The following is a 19668-nucleotide window of genomic DNA, read 5'->3' as shown; positions in this document are numbered from 1 at the left end:
TCTTTTAACTGTTTGGGGATATAGACGATTTATTTGTTGGGATACAACGTTTCTACCAGACTGTTGAGGTAAACCTCCAGATTGGTATACGTTTTACTTAGAGTATATTGGGAACCGTCGGCCTTACTTTTGGGGTTCAAACCGTTGGCAGTTTCCCATTCATCAGGGATGCCGTCGCCGTCGGTGTCTTTCGGACCGGTTTCCTTTTTATATTCCGGCCAGCCACCTACATCGCTGGCTTTATCAATAAGTCCCTTTTCACTGCCATTACTGCCGTCTGCCGTATAATCTCCGTTGCGAACGTTGGCTATGATGCGTTTATCGACATCATCATATTTTAAGGAAGCACCGGCATACTTTAATACTGATTCATAAGCTTCTTTTGCCGATTGAGTGAATTCGGATGCATCTTCGGAAATGGTAAATTCGTTACTTGACTGAAGTGCTTTTTCTCCTCCATCGGGTAAAGGAACGGCTTCTGTTGCATTGGGGTGTAACCCTTGCCAGTTGTCATTGTTTACAGAAGTAAGCAGAGATTGATATTCGGCTTTCAATTCAGGACATGTGCCATCAAAATAGTTTCCTTTCAGATAAAAAGTACCCCATATACCTTTGGTGTTTTTATTTGTACCGTCATCACCGTTAGGTTGGAAGATACGGTTTACAATATTTTTCTTGGTATTGGTAACTGGTCCGGGCTTGTAGTAGTTGTTCACGAAATTATAGCTTCCTCCTTCTCCTGCATAGCCACCATTGGTCGGTCCCCAGTTATAGAAAACATTATTTCGTAAATCGACTTTTTCATTTTCCGGTTTCCCTGTATAGCGGCTACCGCATAAACGTGGTGTACGGCTACTGTGGTGGGCTAATAAATTGTGGTGGAATGTAGCGGGTGATCCTCCCCATATTCCTCCGTAACCGTGATTACCTTTGGTGTGTACCGAACGATTCAAACTTTCGCTGATGATACACCATTGCATGGTAAAGTTAGTGTTATCGTAGAAAGAAGCACATTCATCAGTGCTCCAACTCATCGAACAATGGTCAATGATAATATTTTTATGTTGCTTTCCCCACAATGCATCACCACTGTCGGCTTCTGCTTCTGTTGTAAAGTTGTCCGATCCCATGCGGAAACGCATGAAACGGATGATTACGTTGTCCGCCTGTACGGATACGGGATGTCCTTTCAGGCAAATACCGTCACCCGGTGCACTCTGGCCGGCAATCGTTACATCTCCGTTGGTTATCTTCAAGGGGCTTTTCAGTTCTATCAATCCACTTACTGCAAATACGATCGTGCGCTTTCCCGTGCGATTTAATGCGTAGCGTAGTGTCCCTTGTGTTGTGTTATCTTCAAGCGAAGTTACTGTATACACTTCTCCGCCTGCTCCGCCGGTAGTATAACGACCTGCACCGTAAGCACCCGGAAAGGCATAACGCGTTTCGGCAGGTGTCTCTTCTTCACCACCTTCGTTCTCATTACCACCGTTACCGGTATTCTGTCCCGGTGTTTCATCAGTGATACTTGGGTCTTCGCTGCTGCAAGCAACCGATAGGTTGATTACACAGAAGCACAATAATCCCATTTTAATAGATTTGAGCATACAAATTATCTTTTAAAAAAATAGAGTTCTTTGTCTCATACATTATATTTGCTGATGATGTGACAAAGAACTCTTTATTAAATCTTATAGGTTTTATTCGCTTACTGTACCGTACTGGCTTACAGTTTTCACTGTATAAATATTGCTTTCGTCAGTGTTGGTCAGTGTAACGGTAGTGTCTGTAGTTTGCCCTGCATAGTTACCATTCATAAAGATGAGGTAACCGGCAGCACCGGATACTGCATCCCATGTCAGAGTGTTTCCCGACAGATTGACATTGGTAGGTGTTGCAAGGGGAGTTTCCATATACTCTTTCGGGTTCCAGCTGTCAATAGTTATTATATTCTCATATGTATATTTAGCTGCTTCGGATGCTGTTAGCACTGAACTAGTGAAGGAAACGTTTCCGGAGGTGATTGTTTTACTTTCCGCAATCATATTTCCATTCTTGTCGATAGTGTTATATTCAGCATATAGTGTAGGTATTTGTCCACCATATCCCCAGTGTGAATCTATAATATCCATTTTCAACTTGGTGTTGATCCAGACAGTTTTCGTGGTTGTTGCTTGGGAACGTCCGAATGAGAATTTTGTATCATCACCGTTTACCGTACAATCTTTTATAACATATCCGTATTTATCGCTTTCACTGGTACGCGAAGCAGTTATAACGCTACCACCGTCATTGCCTGTATTATAGAATGTACTGTTTTCGATAAGTACATCGCCACTTCCCCAGATATAATCTGTATGGCCTTCAATCCATGAGTTATAAACGTATGCACGATGAGGGGTTGTATTGTTCCAATAACGGGTCCACCATGTATCCTGGTAGGAGACAAGCAAACAATTATTCAAAGCAAAGCGGTCTTCACGGTTTATCAAGGCTTCTGCCTGTCCGTTTTTACCTAAACCACCAGTGTGACGATTTGAGAATGCACCATAAAGATTGATGATTGAAATGTTTTCAGCATAAAAATCTGTGGCTTCAATCAACACTACTGTGTTTTGCTCTTCACTATATCCGGCTTTGCGGGCTGGTGAGTTTTCGTTGAAAATAGAATAAGGCCATGAGGTAGCATTACTTGAATCATCTACACGGTTTACTGCAAACTGGATTTTAACACCATCGCGGCTCTCACCGATTAAATGAACAAATGGTTTATTCTTATTGATTCGGACACATTCATTATAAGTTCCGTTGGCAATGAAGATTTTATAAGGACTGGTCGGTGGGGTAGTGATGGCGTTGATTGCAGCCTGGAGAGTAGTGTAATCACCATTCCCTTTTGAATCAACAATTGCATCGAATACTTTTCCACCACCCGAAATTTCAGATTTGGCAGTAAAGCTTAAAAAGAAGTCTTCGTCGTAAGCTCTTCCCTGCATATCTGTTAATGCTCCGGCAGGAACTTCGAAAGTACATTCTTTGTTTTCCATACCAGAGAAGGTATAACGTACTTTTTCGTAGTTGATGGATACACGCACTACTCCTCCGTTGAAATAGATTTCTGTATCCGGAGCCTGACGCATGGCTTTGCTGAAAGTCAGTTCTACATATCCGCTCGGACCTACTACATCACCATCATTGATATTCTGTGAAATCAGAACAGGGATGCTTGTATCTTCTGCATCATCGTTGTCATTACAGGAAGCACCTGTAAGAATCAACAAGAACAGAAGTAAGTATTTACTTATTGTATTGATTGAATTTGTATTCATAATATCTGTTGCTTTTTAGAGAAGATTCTCCGTCAAGTAAATGCAAATTCCAGACTTGACGGAAAACCTTGCAGTTTTATTTAGTTATTTGTTCCAACGTTGGTCACCGACTCTGTATTCTTCAGGAACATCTGCTCCAAAAGTCAAATCTTCACTTGAGCCATTAGGGAATAGCTGATCGGAAGTCAGAGGAAGACTAGTATAGTCTTTTCCCCAGTCGGTAGCACCAAATGCAAAGTCAGAAGCCTTATACAAGCCGTTTACGTTTAGAGTTGTAGCTACGGAACTTGTGTTGTAGAAAGGTTTAACTCCACCTTTGGCAAACAGGGTGTTTGATATAGTCATTGTCATGTCTTTTGTATCTCTGCAGAAAGCATCACTTGCTGACATATCATAGAATGTACAATCCTTGATTGTTATTGTACCGGTTTGTCCTGACTTGTGTCTTATGAATTGAGACGCAGAAGCTCCCTTGGATACAATAATAGAAGTGTTGGAAACCACTAAATTGAGAGTTGTTAATGTTACCTTGTCAGAAAGAAGTAATCCATAATGATTGGATGTTGCTGCTCTTCCCAATCCTTTGATGATACAGTCGTCAATAGTAACAGACATAGCATTACTTGTACTTGCATTCATACGAACGATACCACGGATATTGGTAATTGTACACGAGGTAACTTCTATTTCTTTGATGCAACCTGAAGCACCGTTTTGATAAATAAGGGTTGTATTTCCTTCATCGGTAATATTCAGATTATGGAATTCTACTTTATCACATATTCCGCTGGCACCTACGCCCTTTTTAATAGTCATATTAACCTGTCCGTTTTGACTGTCACCCCAGAAAATAAGGTGAGTCACGCCAGCAGCAATGCTTTCTTTTTCTTGTGCAAATCCTTCTGTTCCGGAAACATTGATTAATACTTTTCCTGAAAGATTATCCCAGTTGGCAAGGGCATCTTCCCATGTCATTTCAGTATAACCTGTCGGTTTACCTTTCTTAGTTGTAAAGGTGATACGAGAACATATAGAGCCGTTTGCGAAAGCATAAGCCGTATATTCCGTACTGGAAGCCAAACCTGTGATTGTTACCTTATGTGCAGCAATATCTGCTGGTGATAATTGGGTTCCTGATTCAGGTACTCCTTCGGTAGAAAGAACACAAGCATATTCATCTACATCCACCGTTTCTTCCCATGAGAATACAGCTGAATTTGCTGTTATATCACTGATGGTAGATTCAATTTCCAAACCAGGGATGGTAACAGTCTGTGAACCACGTGGATTATTTCCATTATAAATAGTAATCGTGTATTCAGTGAACGACTTCAAATTTTCAACCCATGCTTCACCTGCGGCAGCTTCTGTTGACGAAATAACACGTGAAGTTGCTTCTGTGGCACCCGTTTCCATGATTTCGAAATGATCGACTGCTAATCCGGCTTCCCATGACATACGTACTTTTCCTTGACCTTCAGGTAAGTCTTCAGTAGTTGGGATATTCAGGATAGCTTCTTCCTTAACTGAAGCAAAAGTCTTTTTATAATTTACCCAACGAGATTCCTTCTCTCCGGAAATAGACTTGATACGCATATAATAAGTCGTATTTACCGCCAGATTATCCATTGTGTAAGGTGACTGCTTGATCCGGTTGGCAGGATCATTTCCATAAACGATATTTCCATTTTCTTCTGATCCCATTGGAGTCTCGTCAGTCATCTCGTTAGGACTAATCTCGATAATGTAATAGTCGGTATTGGATGTTGAGCTCCAAGTTACTACCGCTCTGGCTACTTTACTGTCTGTTTCTACACTGATTCCGTTTTCATCAGTTCCGAAAGGACGGCTATAGGAAGAGTCAATATCCCAATCACTTTTCTCTGTACACGAAGATACCGCCAAAGAGGCCAGGAGCATGAAAGCTCCCATTCCCAATATATTTTTTATATTCTTCATCATTTTACGATTTTAAGATTAATCCGAATAACCATAAGAGTTATGTAATTTACCGTTTGAGGTAGAGATGGTTGTAGAAGCTATCGGCAATAAATAACGATTCTTTACAGCCTTGTTCAATCCGCCAGAAATACTAGGCAAGTTTACTTTCAGATTCTTCTGCTCCTTGTCACTGGTTTCAGCACCGAAGAAGCTCTTGTTTTCATATTCTCCACCTACTTTAGCTCCAAATACGAGAGAAGTCATATCGATATACATCGGATTGTCCGTGCGATATTTATAGTTCACATACTGTGGATATGTACCATTATACACTGCATTTGTATATTCGTTTTTGAACTCGTCTATTTTTTCGCTCAACAGGTTCCAACGGATTAGGTCGAACTTACGAACACCTTCTCCTGCCAGTTCCCATGCATTTTCGTCAACAATTGCATCGAAGAAGTCTTTTCCCATTAGAGCAGTCCATGCAGCATCACGTTTGGTTGCATCGGTGAAAGCACGGTCGTGTACTTCTTTCAGGGCTGCTGTGGCTGTTAATGTACAACCTTCGGCTGTTGCACCCTTACCATAAAGTTCGTTCACAACTTCGGCATACATCAGCAATACTTGCGGATAACGCATTTTCACTACGTTGATACCGGAACAAACTTTCTGATCGCTGGCCAATACAGCTGCGTACCATTCAGAGTTTTCCATCATTTTACGATAATCCCATTTTCCACAATAAAGACCGAAAGGAGCATTTCCTAACATATATTCTTTAAATACTTTGGTGTTTTTGTCTGTAGAAAGTTGTGAAATAGCACAAGTCAGATCGCGGCGGATATCTCCTTCGCCAAATGACAGATAATAAGGAGCAGTCAGTTTCAACTTACCGGATGAGTTACCTTTCGGACCGAATAGGGAACTGGCACCGTTTATACGATATCCGATAGTATATCCCAGCTCACCACTTTTGTTCAGTCCCATTGGAATCTCGAACAGGTTTTCTTGATAAGTCTGATCTAGTTGTCCGATATTTATTAAACGCCAGTATTCTTCTACAGAAGGATTCAGTTTATGTTTTCCTGAACTGACAACAGCTGCCAGATGTTTTTCGGCCAATTCGAATAGTTCTCTACGTTTGGTATCGCTGCAACGTTGAGTAGGATAAGTAGCGTCACTGTTATCTCCGGTGATATATCCGTCTTTAGCTTGTTCGCGGATAGCATATCCGGCACGTGTCATTGCAATGTTAGCCAAGAGAGCGTGAGCATAGCCTTTGCTTACATGTTCGGTTGTATAACCGTCTTCACCAGCCCAAGGTAAATATCCGATAGCTTCCTCGAGTTCAATTATCAATTCATCCATGATATCGTCACGATCTGCCTTTCCAATGTAAACATTAGACAGGTCGCTGTTGGAAGATTCTGTTTTGAAAGGAATATCACCGAACAAGCGGATCAGATCGAAATAAATCATCGCACGCAATGTCATCGCTTCTGCACGGAATCTCATCATGCTGGTACGGGTTGCTCCTGCTTGTTGTATCAGTTGGCTATTGTTTATACCATCTACTACCAGATTCGCATTCTCGATTACTCCGTACATGGCATCCCATACTTTGGAAAGTTGTGACCATCCCGGATTAGCGTTATAGTTCATATTACCACGTTCGCTGGACGTGTTGCTTGCATCCGTACCCAAACCGTCAATCAGTTCACAGTCGGTATTGGTTCCGGCAATGATAGGCAGGAAGTTAGAATAAGTCTGGTCTTGCGTCAGGCTGCCGTAAACTTTATTAAGTGCCAATTCTGTATAATAGGCATTATTAAAAGTTGATTCATTATCCAATTCAGACGGTGAGGTCTGATTCAGGAAGTCCGAACAGGAAGACAGGGCAATTAACCCCAGCCCCAGGAATAATGTCTTATATATTTTCATACGATCAATCTGTTTAATGTTTTAATTAGAATGTAACGTTAATACCACCCACAAATGTGCGGCTCTTAGGATAAGCGGCGTAATCTATGCCCGGAGTCATCGCATTTTTCTTACTGCTTGTATCGACTTCAGGGTCTGCTCCGCTGTAGTTAGTCCAACAGAACAGGTTATATCCTGTCAGATAGATTCTCACATTCTGCATAAACGCTCTCCTTACAATTGTTTTTGGAAGAGAGTATCCGATAGTGATGTTATTCAAACGCAGGAATGAGGCTTTTTCTACTGCATAATCAGTCAGCTGCATGGTAGTAGCGCTGGCCGGATTGTACATATTGGCGTTAGCGTTTATTTCATTCAGACGTAATCCTGCTGTTGTCATGTCTCCATAGGTATTAAGGACATCTGTAGAGCTGGACGACAGGTTCAAACCAGTTTCCGGATCAATCCATGTGTAACGGTTAGACAGTCTGAAATCATTGTTTAAGTTATAACCGGTTCTTGAACCTGAACGGAAAGAAGCTGCCAGTTTTGTTCCATTGACAATTACATTTCCGAGAGAGTAGTTGAAGAATACATTGAAGTCGAAATTACCTACGCGACCATCGAATCCAAAACCACCGGTTGTAGGAGCGATAGTGTTACCCAAACGTTGTTTGAGAGGGTTACCATCTTTATCACATTCCAGTTTCAAACCACCCGGATAGTATTTACCACCGGTGATAGTAGGACTGTTATCTTGCATTCCGTCTTTTAATCCCCATTCGCTACCTGCCCAAACCAGTTCGCCGGTAGGGTTGGTGACAGGATCATATACGGTATAATAACCGTTTGTCTTGTATCCCCAAACTTCACCCAAACGTCCGCCTTTCTCTACGCGGAAGTCTTCGTATTTGGCCATTGTACTACCTGACCAGTTACTACTTTGCCAGGGAGAGTCTGTATTCAGTTTATCAATGCGGTTGCGGTTGTAAGCAATGTTGGCATTGAAGTTCAAAGAGAAATTCTTTTTATCAAATAAAACAGCACTAACAGACAATTCTACACCTTTATTGGATGTCTGTCCGAAGTTCTTGTACTGATAGTTATATCCGGAGAGAGAAGGAATTTCAGTACGCATCAATAAGTCTCTGGTTGTATTCCAGTAAAAGTCGATAGCACCGGAGATACGATTGTTCCAGAATCCATAGTCAATACCGATGTTACGGGTTACTGTTGTTTCCCACTTCAAATCGGGGTTGTATAAGTTCGTTCCATGTTCCAACATGGTAGTGCTTTCTCCGTTGAAGAAAGGATTGCGTGCATCATTACCTCCCAAAGAGTAAGTGGTGGAAAGCAAACCGGAATTGATACGGTTGTTACCGGCAGTACCGAAGCTTAAACGTAGTTTCAAAGCTGACAGCCAGTCTTGAGTGTTACTCATGAAAGCCTCGTCAGAGATACGCCATGCCAAAGCTGCTGACGGGAAAACACCCCAACGATTTCCGGAACCGAACTTGCTCGAACCGTCTGCACGTACTGTAACAGCAAGCAAGTATTTATCCATCATAGTATAGTTCACACGACCAAAGAATGATAATATGTTTTCTTTTGCAGCAATGGTAGATTGGTTGGCTAAAGCTTTGCCCGAACCCATATTTGCTTTCATATCATCGAAATTCATAGTAACAGGGAAAGCTACAGATACATTTTCTATTGATTTCCTTTGGCTGCTGCTTACTTCATGTCCGATCAATACATTGAGTTTATCACGACCTTTGAACAGTTTTTTGTTATCATAGGTCAATGTGTTGGCATTACGCCAGCTCATCGTCTTTTCTCTCAACAGGTAGGCTTGTGGCTGACCGTTATATCCATATTTAGAATTAGATACTGCATCTACTCCCCAATACTGTTCTGTATCGTCAAACTTCCATCCATATCCGAATTCGGAACGGAATGTCCAGTTCTTGAATGGTTTCCAGTTTAAACCTACATTGTAGTTCTGGTTGAAAGTATTGCGGGTTTTATCTGTTGCAAGCAGACGTTCCAATGGAGATTTCTGTTGTGCCGAACTGTTTTCTTCGTCGTCATCACTGTATTTAAGTGAATCAACCGGACGGAATACGGTAGCATTAGCCACGGTTGAATTGGCAGCATTGGATTCATTGGTATCAGCACCACCACCTAAACCGTCAATGGTAGAGTAACTTAACCGGGCGTTAAAGTCCAGTGTCATCCATTTATTCAGTTCTGATTTAATTTTTGCATTTACATTGTCTTTTTTGAAGCCGGAATTAAGCATGATACTTTTTTCTTCATTATGGGCATAGCTGACACTATAAGTCATTTGCTTGGTTCCGCCACTTACATTAATGTTATATTGTTGCTGGTTTCCAGTACGTCCGAACATCTCGTCTTGGTAATCGGTACCATCAATAGAACGCCAGATATCCATATCGGCAAAGTTTCCATAATCCAGAGAACCGATTTCACGCTGATAAGCAACGAAATCGTAAGGACTCAAGACTTCAGTCAGTTTGGTTACCTGTTTAAAACCGAAAGAAGCACCGAAGTCTACTTGCGTTTTACCTTCTTTTCCGCTCTTGGTAGTAATGATGATTACACCATTTGCACCACGGGCACCATAAATGGCTGTGGAAGAAGCATCTTTCAATACGTCGATGCTTTGAATTTCCGAGGGAGCGATATCACTAATACTTGAAACAGGGAAACCATCTACAATATATAAAGGAGAGTTATCCTGTGATAGTGAACCACCACCGCGAACACGGATCTTTATATCTGCATCGGGAGAACCTTCAGTAGTAGTAACACTAACTCCGGCAAGTTTACCGGTAAGGGCTTCAGATGCACTTGCTACTGGTATAGCCGCTAAGTCTTTGGCACTAACAGAGGCTACAGAACCGGTTAAATCTCTTTTATTGACCGTACCGTAACCAATTACTACGACTTCGTCCAAAGCTTTCGAGTCGTCGACCATTTGTACATTAATTGTTTTTCTACCTTGAACGGCTACTTCTTGAGTTTTCATACCTATGTATGAAATAACCAATGTTTTTTTGCCATCAACTTTAATAGAAAAATTACCATCTAAATCTGTAATCGTACCATTGGTAGTATTACCTTTTTCTACAACAGAGGCTCCAATAACAGGCTCTCCGCTGGTGTCTTTCACGTTACCTTTTACGGTAATCGTTTGCGCAGATACGCTAAGCGATATTGCTGAAAATAGTATTAGCAATAAGGAGCGCATGTTTTTCACTTTGTTAGACATTCTTTGCATGTTTATTAATTAATGGTTGTTGTTTGATATTTCATAAAAATCCCGATGAGAGTTCATTCATCGCTACAAAAGTATGAGAATGAAGATATAGTGATGTGCAATATTTGTTTTTCACCTCGTATTTTTTGTTTTTTAGTTTGTTGCGAGGTGTAGTTATTAGCTTTGAAGGGTGTTATTTGTGTTCTAAAGGCCGGCAAATATACGAATCAGAGATTTATAAATTGATTTTTTCACCGGTTTTTATCCGGCATTCATCGGAATTTATACCGTAAATCAACTGAAAAGCCTGTGGAAGCATAGGGAAATGATGTATCTTTGAACCATTAATCAATTAATAATAGAAACAATGGAAGAGAAACAAAATTTTCCCCGTGCTACAGGCTTTTCCGGTAAAATACTGATAGCTTTGCTTTTTATCCTTTCCGGGATTCTACTGTTTGCCCGTAATATGGGATGGATAACTTCAGAAGTATTTGATTTGATCGTATCCTGGCATTCACTCCTTATATTATTAGGTATATATGCAATGATTCGCCGCCATTTCATCGGTGGAATCATCCTTTTTCTGGCGGGTGTCTATTTTCTGATAGGAGGACTTTCCTGGTTACCGGAAAATTCACAGGCAATGGTGTGGCCCCTCGCTCTGATAATAGCAGGTGTTTTATTTATCTTCAAACCCGGCAGAAATAAGAGGGCGCAATGGGCTCGTCAGCATACAATGGAACATCGTCGGCAATGGATGAAGATGCATCAGGGTAGACCCGGCATGAACTTTGAGAGTGAGCAACAACAATCGGAATCAGTAGATGGCTTTTTGCGTTCGGAGAATGTCTGGGGAGCTGCACGTCACGTAGTACTTGATGAGTTGTTTAAAGGAGCCATGATTCGTACCTCTTTCGGGGGGACGACTATTGATCTTCGCCATACCCATATTGCACCGGGAGAAACCTATATTGATTTGGATTGCAGTTGGGGAGGAGTCGAGATTTATGTCCCGTCGGATTGGACAGTCGTGTTCAAATGCAATGCTTTCTTTGGAGGATGTGATGACAAACGCTGGCAAAATGGGAATGTAAACAAGGAGAGTATATTGGTCATTCGTGGAACGCTTTCTTTCGGAGGTTTGGAAGTTAAAGACTAGCGTATGAAAGCACATCCGATAATAGATTATCCATTCCGCTGGATTCCGATGCTGGTGCTGGCGTTGATTCTGGTTGCGACACAGGTGGCTTTAGTCTGTGGATATACCGGAAACGACTATCTTCCTGCTCTGGTAGATGGAGTGGCAACAATTGGTTGGCTGGCAGCCATAGCCTATTTGGCCTGGTTTGTGGTCGGTCTTGTTTCGTTGTTCCAGACGGATATAATCATGATAATCGTTGGAAGCCTGTTATGGCTGGCGGGTAGTTTTATGATCTGTGATATCATGGTGAGGATTGTAGGCGTATCCTATATTCCTTTTGCGCAGACAATACCTTTCCGGTTACTGTTCGGACTGCCAACCTTGATTGCCATTACTTTATGGTATCGCCTGATCGTAACTAAAGAAGAAGTACAGAATCAGGAACTGGATAAAGAATTGGCTGCGCATCAGCTAACTGTGACCGAACAACAAGGAGAACCACAGACAGAATTAATAGATCGCATTACGGTGAAAGACGGTTCCCGCATTCATCTGGTAAAGACAGACGAACTGATCTACATACAAGCCTGTGGAGATTATGTAATGTTGATAACCCCTACCGGAGAATATCTGAAAGAACAAACTATGAAATATTTTGAGACCCATCTGTCTCCTGATACTTTTGTGCGTGTGCATCGTTCTACGATTGTCAACGTAACACAAATTTCGCGGGTCGAGCTTTTCGGAAAAGAAACTTATCAGTTGTTATTGAAGACTGGCGTGAAACTAAAAGTAAGTCTTTCCGGTTACCGGTTATTAAAAGAGCGATTGGGGATCTAAAATTTGTTCAATCTTATCATAAAAACTGATTTTTCCCCCATATCGGTCAAAAAATGAATGTCAGAATGAAAAGCTTCCACTACTTTTGTTTCCATCATCTAATAATGTGAATAAGGAAATGAAAAGAAAATTAGTTTATGTTTGTCTGCTGGCAATGGTTGCGGGAGGAATGATGTCCTTTTCCTATGACATACCCGAAAAACAGGAGACAGGCGTCCGGGAAGATCGAGTGATCTCTTTTCCCGGAGCTGAAGGACACGGTAGATACACGACAGGCGGCCGTGGTGGTAAAGTGTATCATGTGACTTCTTTGGAAGACGATGGTTCGCAGGGGACTTTACGTTGGGCTTTGAAACAAAATGGACCTAAAACAATTGTCTTTGATGTGGCAGGTACGATTCATCTGAAATCGGAATTACGAACAGGGAAAGATCATCTCACCATTGCAGGACAGACTTCTCCCGGAGGAATCTGTCTGGCTGATTATGGCTTTTCTATTAATTCTAATAATGTAATTATCCGTTTTCTTCGTTTCCGCCCCGGAGAAGCCAGTGGGAAAGAACCCGATGGATTGGGCGGCTGTGATAAGAAAGATATTATGGTAGACCATTGCTCTGTCAGTTGGAGTGTGGATGAATGTCTTTCCGTCTATGGTATGGAAAACTCTACGGTACAATGGTGTATTGGCTCTGAAGCATTAAGAAAAGCGACTCATGTAAAAGGAGCACATGGATATGGAGGCAATTGGGGAGGACATAAAGCTTCTTATCACCATAACCTGATCGCTCACTGTGAGAGTCGCGTGCCTCGTCTGGGCCCTCGTCCTTCTACATTAGCTCTTGGCGAATGTGTTGATATCCGGAATAATGTTTTCTACAACTGGGCTGGAAACGGCTGCTATGGCGGGGAAGATCAGCATGTCAATATCGTCAATAACTATTATAAACCGGGACCGGCAACAAAACAGGCTTCCAAACAGGTGCAATATCGTATTGCCAAAGTCGGAGTTTATCCACAAGCTTATGTTTACGTTGATGGAGAACCCAAAAAGAACTTAGCTTTTCAACCTTACCTGCAGAAATGGGGAACTTTCTATATTGATGGAAATAAGATAGAAGAAAACAACAAAGTTACTGCCGATAACTGGACGAACGGAGTCTATGCCCAGTTGAAGAATGATGAAAAAGTAGATTTCCTCTGGACAGAAGATGCCAAAGAATCTATCCGTCTGAAAGAACCTCTTGATTTTGGAGTAATCACTACTTATTCGGCTGACAAGGCTTATGAACAGGTAATGAACTATGCAGGTTGCTGTAATTATCGTGATGAAGTAGACAAACGTATCATTTCCGACACCCGGAAAGGAATGGCAACTTTCACCGGAGAAGGAAATAAACCCGGATTTATCAATAGCCCCAAAGACACAGGCGATTCTCCCTGGCCGGAATTATCAATAGCAGGTCTTTCGGCATCGGTAGATTCGGACGGTGATGGCATACCTGATGAGTGGGAAATAAAAAACGGACTTGATCCGAATAATCCCGTAGATGGAAATACAAAAACGAAAGATCCGAATGGACAATATACGAATCTTGAGGTATATTTGAATAGTTTGGTGCAACATATAGTCGATGCACAGAACAAATAGCTAATCAGCAATTCCCCGTTCAATGCGGAGAATTTAGATGATATGCCCTTCAGGTGTTTTATGATAACACTTGAAGGGCATATCTTTTTTGTGCATGGCTATACCAGAGGGGCACTTTTTTACCCCAGTCCGTTTTTTACTCCTTTTCTACTAAATCTTACTCTATCTTCTCTTGCTTAATCCTCAATTTTGCACTGGTGAAAGAACAAAGAATTCACTCTAGCGAAAAACATCATTAATATACAATGAAAATCTAAACAAATGAGAAACATGAAGCCAGCACTTATAATTGCCAATCCTCCTTAGGCTTGAATCCGCCTTTTAAAGAAAAAGGGCATAGAATTTTTATTCTTTTAATAATTGCATATCTTTAAATTATATATAAACTAATATTTATGAAACATCTAGCAAGTTTATTTCTTCTGTCACTTCTGCTTTGCTGTTCTTGTTCACAGCAAATGGATGATGAATGGCAACCGAATGAACAACTTCCCAATGTGCCCGAAACCCACCCGGTTGGCGTTTCTTTCAGTAGGGCTAGTCTTGAAACTTTTGCTGAACATGGAATTACAGAGGTCGGTGTTTATGTCTACCTGCAAGATTCCATGGTGTATGGAAAAAATCTCCCTTTAAATAATGGAGATTTAAAAGTCGACCTTCCTTTAGGAGAAAATCTGCAAACTTTCATCGTGGCAAATGCCGATTATCTGGTGGATACAGATAGTCTTTCCAAAGTGGTAGTTTATCAGGATGCTCATATTCAAAAGCCGGTTTATATTTCGGATATTGTAGGCTTTACTTCAGATAACTCGGTCAGTTCGCTCAACGTAGAATTGAAACGTTTAGTCGGGCAAGCAGTGTTCCAGCCGAAAGAGACGGAGGAGGAATTGAGTGCTATCACTCGTTTTGACCAGCTGAACGTCACTTTTACGAATGTGGCAATAGGCTATAAAGTAAAGAGTAAAGAATGTATTACAGAAAATGTGACCATCTCCACTAATCTTTCTACCGGCTTTGGGGCTTCGGTTTATTCATTTCCCACAGTGAATGGAGATTCCAGAACATCTATAGATGTGGTATATCTGAAAGGAGGCGAGGAGGTGAATCGCATCATCAGCCCTCTTGATACCGGTATAGGCTTTGAGTCTTCCAAGCGTTCTACCGTACATATGAAAATTACGGATGAGAATTACTTGGACGAGCCGTGGCCTTCGGTACGCACAGTCATGTATAAGAGTACATCCACTCAACCGTTTACAATAGAAGTTTCAGAATTTTAAAACAGGAGTTATATGAGAAATATATTCTATTCACTGACGGGAATAATGCTCCTGTTGGGAATAACAGCTTGTTCGGAAGAAGAACGATATGCCACTTCGGTAGTAAAAGAGATACAACTGTTTCTGGATGACGAACCGTGGGCGGTGAACACAGGTGCCTCTAACAAACCCCTGTTTATCTATACAGCCGATGGTGAGTATGTAGCCAACTATTCGTCGCTTTATCGCTTTCAGTTGGCCAATGGGAGTTATAACATTATTTCTACCACACAATCCGATTCTATTCCCAGTCCGAAGAATCTGAATGATATTGTGATACATCAGGATCCGACGGCTAAAACAAAATATGCCATTTCAGCACCGGTGACGTATAAATCCCCGTTCGACGAACCGCTTACTGTGCGTATGTACAATCGTACAGGTGTGCTTCGACTGAAGTCTACCGATCGTAAATCGGATAAAAGCTACTCGAAATTACGCGCAGTCGTTTCTTCACCAATATCAGGATATAAACTATCAGATGCTACTTTTGTAAAAGCTCCGACAGATGTGCAACGCGAGAAAGAAACAACAACCGGTGGAGTGAACTACACCGATGACTTTGTATTGTTTCAAACGCAAAGCGAAGGCGGAACAGTATCCGTGCGTATCGACTATCTGGATAAGAATAATACGGTAATCCAATCTAAAGCTATCGATGGCACATTCCCCATCTTGCCTGATGATACGGTACAAGTGGCGTTTGCACTGAACAACGTAGATGAACCGATCATACAAGATTACACTGTAACAATTGCTTCGGAAGGATGGAACGAAGAAGATATCAATCCGGAAGCTCCGATGAGAATTCCTGACGGGTACAGATATGTAAGTCCGGAAGAGAACCTTGAATCGATCTGTAAGTCAATGCTGGCAGATGCTTCAGTGAACGAGGTGAAACTTTTCCTGAAAGCGGGTGCTACTTATAAATTAGGTACACAGACCGAAATACCGAAAGCCCTTTATATCATGGGACAGACACCGGGTGATGGTGAATCATTGGCATTTATGGAGATGGGTAACATGAGTATCAACTGCCCTGATGCTATTATTGAAGCCTTCCACTTCGAGAATCTGAAAATAAAGGTGACCACTTCCGACTTCTTTAAATTTAAGAATCAAGCTTTCCATGTAGCCACTATCTCTTGGAAGAACTGTGAAATCAGTGATTTGGTACGTACAATGTGGTATCAGGAAGTAGATGCCGACCAAAAGCAAATTGCTGACAATATTGTGATAGAAGATTGTCGTTTCTTAGGTTTGAATTCCGGTGGAAGTGGGTTGTTCGGTCTTTCTACGAAGAAAGATGCGCCGGTACACAACTTTGTATTCAAGAATTCTACGTTCCATGCCAATAATCTGTCAAGAGCTCTGATAACAGGTTTGGGTAGTATGACAGGAGAGCTGAATGTAACAGTAGAGAACTGTACATTCGTGAGTATGGCTCCTGCTGCAATGACTTTCTTTGACTTAAATCCGAAGAATACTTCTTCATTCAACCTGATTGTCCGTAATAATCTCTTTAGCGGTGTTTGTGAAGCCGGTCAGGGAACCTGGTTTACTACAAGAAACATTACCAGCAAGACTTTTGAGAACAACTATCGCACCAATGGCTTTGTAGTGGCTAACTGGGGAGTCGATACCGCTGAAATACCCGTAGAAACAGCTCTCCCTATGGAAACACTCTTCAAAGATGTGGCTGGTAGAGATTTCACTATTACCGATAAAAACTCCGAAGTATATACAAATGGAATTGGTGATCCGCATTGGATTAAATAATCAATAGAGTATTAACAATATAAAGATATAAAACATGAGATATTTTCTATTCATATTATTGGTAGGATTGTTGAGCGCATGTAGTTCGGACGACGAATCTAATGCGGGTGCAATAGCTGCCAAACTGGAAGTGTCGAAGAATGAGGTGAAGTTGAGTAACGTAGACGGTTCGTTTACAATCAACGTAACGGCTACCTCTATATGGACTGCCGAAGTGACCTCGACAGGCGATTGGTTGACTATATCAAAAAGCTCCGGAGAGGGGAATGGTGATCTCCGTTTGTTTTTTACCGAGAATACAGATGGTCCCAAGCGTACCGGAACAGTAAAAGTATCAATGTCGGGTGCAGGCTCGACATTGGAACAAGAGATTAGCGTAGAGCAACTGGGGGCCGATCCCGATATTTTGTTTGATTATTCATCAGACCCTTTGTCATTCCGGGGAGGTACATTCACCTGCAAGGTAGTGGCAAATGTGGAATGGGAACTGGAGATAGCAGCAGAGTACGACTGGATCAAGTTGAAGGAAACAACTCCCAGAACCCGCAGTTTTGTGACGGATGAAGTAACATTTACCGTAGATGCAAATGCAAACAAAACCAGAACAGCCGTCCTGATATTCAAATCCGTAGGAGACTATACATTGCAACGTGTCTTGAAAGTGACACAAGACGGTGTAAGCGGTGAGGTGACGATAGAACAGGATGAGTATATCATTCCTTATAAATGTCCTAAACTGGTTATCTCGGCTCCGCAAGGAGAAAACCCGGTAGATTACGATGCTGTAATATCCGAGAGTTGGATTACGCAGGATAAGAAAAACTCTACTGCCAATGAAGTCGTATTGAATATCGAAAATAATGAAACAGTCTTCCCACGTACAGCAACGGTAGAGATGTTGGATAAAGTAATTACCATCTTCCAATATGGTAAACCCGATACAAGCATCGGTGACGATCATTCTACTTCTATACTCGCTTTCCCGGGTGCCGAAGGTGGCGGCCGTTTTACTACCGGTGGTCGTGGCGGCGAAATCTATCGTGTGACCACGCTGGCAGATTATAACAAAAACGAAACCCCTATTGAGGGCAGTTTACGCTATGGAATTGAGAAATCCAATCAACCGCGTACCATCATTTTTGATGTATCCGGTATCATCGAACTGAAAAGAGGGCTGTATCTGAATGAATATCCTAATTTGAGTATCATTGGTCAGACCGCACCGGGCGACGGTATCACATTGAAGAATTACAACTTCACCTTTAACCTGTCGAAAGATCCGGCTATTGGTGCAGGTGGCAGTCTGAATGCTATTGTTCGTTTCTTGCGTTGCCGTCCGGGCGATCAGTTTGCCGATTATGGAGAAGATGCGATTGGCGGACGCTATTTCAAAGATGCCATTATCGACCATATTACAGCCGGATGGAGTGTGGATGAAACACTGACTTTCTATGGCGTACAGAACTTCACGGCACAATGGTGTATCGCTTCTGAAAGTATGAACCTGTCTAACCATGCCAAGGGTGCTCATGGTTATGGTGCTATGTTTAGTGGAGATAATGCTTCTTTCCATCACATACTGTTAGCACATCACGGTAGCCGCTGCCCGCGTATCTCCGATTTGTCTGCTCCCGGTACACAAGAATCTTATGACTTTACCGGATATTTCGATGTGAGGAATAATGTCTACTACAACTGGAGTGGAAGAGGACAAGGCAGTTACGGCGGAAAGTATGCTGCTTTCAACCTGACCAACTGCTATTATAAACCGGGGCCAGCTACCGGAACAAACAACCGTTCTTACCGTATCCTGTCAAGTGATCCTACTGCCAGAGCTTATATCAATGGCAATTATGTGTTAGGTAACACAGGTGTCACGGCTGATAACTGGACAGAGGGTGTTTGGGGACAATTCGACTCTTCACTGGGTACAGTTCCTGAAGCAGAAAAGCAAGCTATGAAGATGGCAGATTACCAACCTTTCAGCAAACTGACCAGTCACACAGCTGAACAAGCTTACGATAAAGTATTGGAATATGCCGGAGCTTCTTTGCGTAGAGATGTGATAGATCAGCGTATCGTTCGCGAAGTAAAGAATGGTACTTACACCTATATCGGTTCCAAACCCGAAGAAGACGGCAAAGCCAAGCAACCCGGTATCATTGATACAGTATCAGATACTGAAGGTTACATTAAGGTGAAGTCGTTGAATCCTTGGCCTGATACGGATGGTGATGGAATTCCTGATATTTGGGAAGAAGCTTACGGGTTGAATCCTAACGATCCGAGTGATGCACAAAAAATCAGTTCGTCGGTTGATCCTAACGGACGCTATCCGAACATCGAAGTTTATTTCCACAACCTGGTTCAGCACATTATCTATTATCAGAACCAAGGCGGAATAGTAATGGAAAAGAAATAAAGGTGTGGAGCAAATAAATCTATTTACAATAAAAGCATAG

The 19668-nt window shown here is 41.9% G+C and carries 11 protein-coding genes; 6 read left to right on the top strand and 5 right to left on the bottom strand.

What is annotated here, in order from left to right; all coding sequences use genetic code 11:
• Positions 1 to 29: 29 nt before the first annotated feature.
• From CJF29_RS19240 to CJF29_RS19220, 5 genes are all read right to left on the bottom strand, one after another.
• The gene (locus CJF29_RS19240; protein ID WP_074556814.1) at positions 30 to 1607 is read right to left on the bottom strand and encodes a pectate lyase; all 1578 of its coding nucleotides are present in this window, start codon (positions 1605 to 1607) and stop codon (positions 30 to 32) included.
• A 93-nt stretch (positions 1608 to 1700) separates the two neighbouring features.
• Entirely contained in the window at positions 1701 to 3329 is a 1629-nt protein-coding gene (locus tag CJF29_RS19235; RefSeq protein ID WP_074556813.1) for a pectinesterase family protein, read from the bottom strand.
• Between the two features lie 84 nt (positions 3330 to 3413).
• Positions 3414 to 5291, bottom strand: a complete 1878-nt coding sequence (locus CJF29_RS19230; RefSeq protein ID WP_074556812.1) for a DUF5123 domain-containing protein — start codon at positions 5289 to 5291, stop codon at positions 3414 to 3416.
• A 15-nt stretch (positions 5292 to 5306) separates the two neighbouring features.
• On the bottom strand, positions 5307 to 7214 hold the full coding sequence (locus CJF29_RS19225) for a RagB/SusD family nutrient uptake outer membrane protein (protein ID WP_004301514.1): 1908 nt from the start codon (positions 7212 to 7214) through the stop codon (positions 5307 to 5309).
• A 25-nt stretch (positions 7215 to 7239) separates the two neighbouring features.
• Positions 7240 to 10497 (bottom strand): SusC/RagA family TonB-linked outer membrane protein, encoded by a 3258-nt coding sequence (locus tag CJF29_RS19220; protein WP_004301515.1) that lies wholly within the window; start codon positions 10495 to 10497, stop codon positions 7240 to 7242.
• 346 nt (positions 10498 to 10843) lie between these two features.
• Between CJF29_RS19220 and CJF29_RS19215 the strand changes: the two genes are divergently transcribed.
• The 6 genes from CJF29_RS19215 (at position 10844) to CJF29_RS19190 (ending at position 19628) form a co-directional block, all read left to right on the top strand.
• Complete coding sequence (locus CJF29_RS19215; RefSeq protein WP_099145987.1) at positions 10844 to 11638, top strand: LiaF transmembrane domain-containing protein; 795 nt, start codon at positions 10844 to 10846, stop codon at positions 11636 to 11638.
• Positions 11639 to 11641: 3 nt separating this feature from the next.
• The gene (locus CJF29_RS19210) at positions 11642 to 12460 is read left to right on the top strand and encodes a LytTR family DNA-binding domain-containing protein (protein WP_074556808.1); all 819 of its coding nucleotides are present in this window, start codon (positions 11642 to 11644) and stop codon (positions 12458 to 12460) included.
• A gap of 118 nt (positions 12461 to 12578) precedes the next feature.
• On the top strand, positions 12579 to 14108 hold the full coding sequence (locus CJF29_RS19205; RefSeq protein ID WP_099146000.1) for a pectate lyase: 1530 nt from the start codon (positions 12579 to 12581) through the stop codon (positions 14106 to 14108).
• A 395-nt stretch (positions 14109 to 14503) separates the two neighbouring features.
• Complete coding sequence (locus CJF29_RS19200; RefSeq protein ID WP_074556806.1) at positions 14504 to 15388, top strand: hypothetical protein; 885 nt, start codon at positions 14504 to 14506, stop codon at positions 15386 to 15388.
• A 12-nt stretch (positions 15389 to 15400) separates the two neighbouring features.
• Positions 15401 to 17206, top strand: coding sequence for a DUF5123 domain-containing protein (locus CJF29_RS19195; protein ID WP_074556805.1), 1806 nt, complete (start codon positions 15401 to 15403; stop codon positions 17204 to 17206).
• A gap of 34 nt (positions 17207 to 17240) precedes the next feature.
• Positions 17241 to 19628, top strand: a complete 2388-nt coding sequence (locus tag CJF29_RS19190) for a BACON domain-containing protein (RefSeq protein WP_074556804.1) — start codon at positions 17241 to 17243, stop codon at positions 19626 to 19628.
• Positions 19629 to 19668: the final 40 nt, after the last annotated feature.

The organism is Bacteroides celer, from assembly GCF_002632415.2.
Taxonomy (GTDB): Bacteria; Bacteroidota; Bacteroidia; order Bacteroidales; family Bacteroidaceae; genus Bacteroides.
The sequence above is the reverse complement of the archived record's forward strand: the minus strand, read 5'-3'. Positions and strand labels throughout refer to the sequence as shown.

What these genes read in the sequence shown, in the direction of transcription:
- CJF29_RS19235 (WP_074556813.1), bottom strand. Translation starts at nt 3,329, where the DNA reads ATGAATACAAATTCAATCAATACAATAAGTAAATACTTACTTCTGTTC.
- CJF29_RS19210 (WP_074556808.1), top strand. Translation starts at nt 11,642, where the DNA reads ATGAAAGCACATCCGATAATAGATTATCCATTCCGCTGGATTCCGATG.
- CJF29_RS19195 (WP_074556805.1), top strand. Translation starts at nt 15,401, where the DNA reads ATGAGAAATATATTCTATTCACTGACGGGAATAATGCTCCTGTTGGGA.
- CJF29_RS19230 (WP_074556812.1), bottom strand. Translation starts at nt 5,291, where the DNA reads ATGATGAAGAATATAAAAAATATATTGGGAATGGGAGCTTTCATGCTC.
- CJF29_RS19200 (WP_074556806.1), top strand. Translation starts at nt 14,504, where the DNA reads ATGAAACATCTAGCAAGTTTATTTCTTCTGTCACTTCTGCTTTGCTGT.
- CJF29_RS19240 (WP_074556814.1), bottom strand. Translation starts at nt 1,607, where the DNA reads ATGCTCAAATCTATTAAAATGGGATTATTGTGCTTCTGTGTAATCAAC.
- CJF29_RS19190 (WP_074556804.1), top strand. Translation starts at nt 17,241, where the DNA reads ATGAGATATTTTCTATTCATATTATTGGTAGGATTGTTGAGCGCATGT.
- CJF29_RS19220 (WP_004301515.1), bottom strand. Translation starts at nt 10,497, where the DNA reads ATGCAAAGAATGTCTAACAAAGTGAAAAACATGCGCTCCTTATTGCTA.
- CJF29_RS19205 (WP_099146000.1), top strand. Translation starts at nt 12,579, where the DNA reads ATGAAAAGAAAATTAGTTTATGTTTGTCTGCTGGCAATGGTTGCGGGA.
- CJF29_RS19225 (WP_004301514.1), bottom strand. Translation starts at nt 7,214, where the DNA reads ATGAAAATATATAAGACATTATTCCTGGGGCTGGGGTTAATTGCCCTG.
- CJF29_RS19215 (WP_099145987.1), top strand. Translation starts at nt 10,844, where the DNA reads ATGGAAGAGAAACAAAATTTTCCCCGTGCTACAGGCTTTTCCGGTAAA.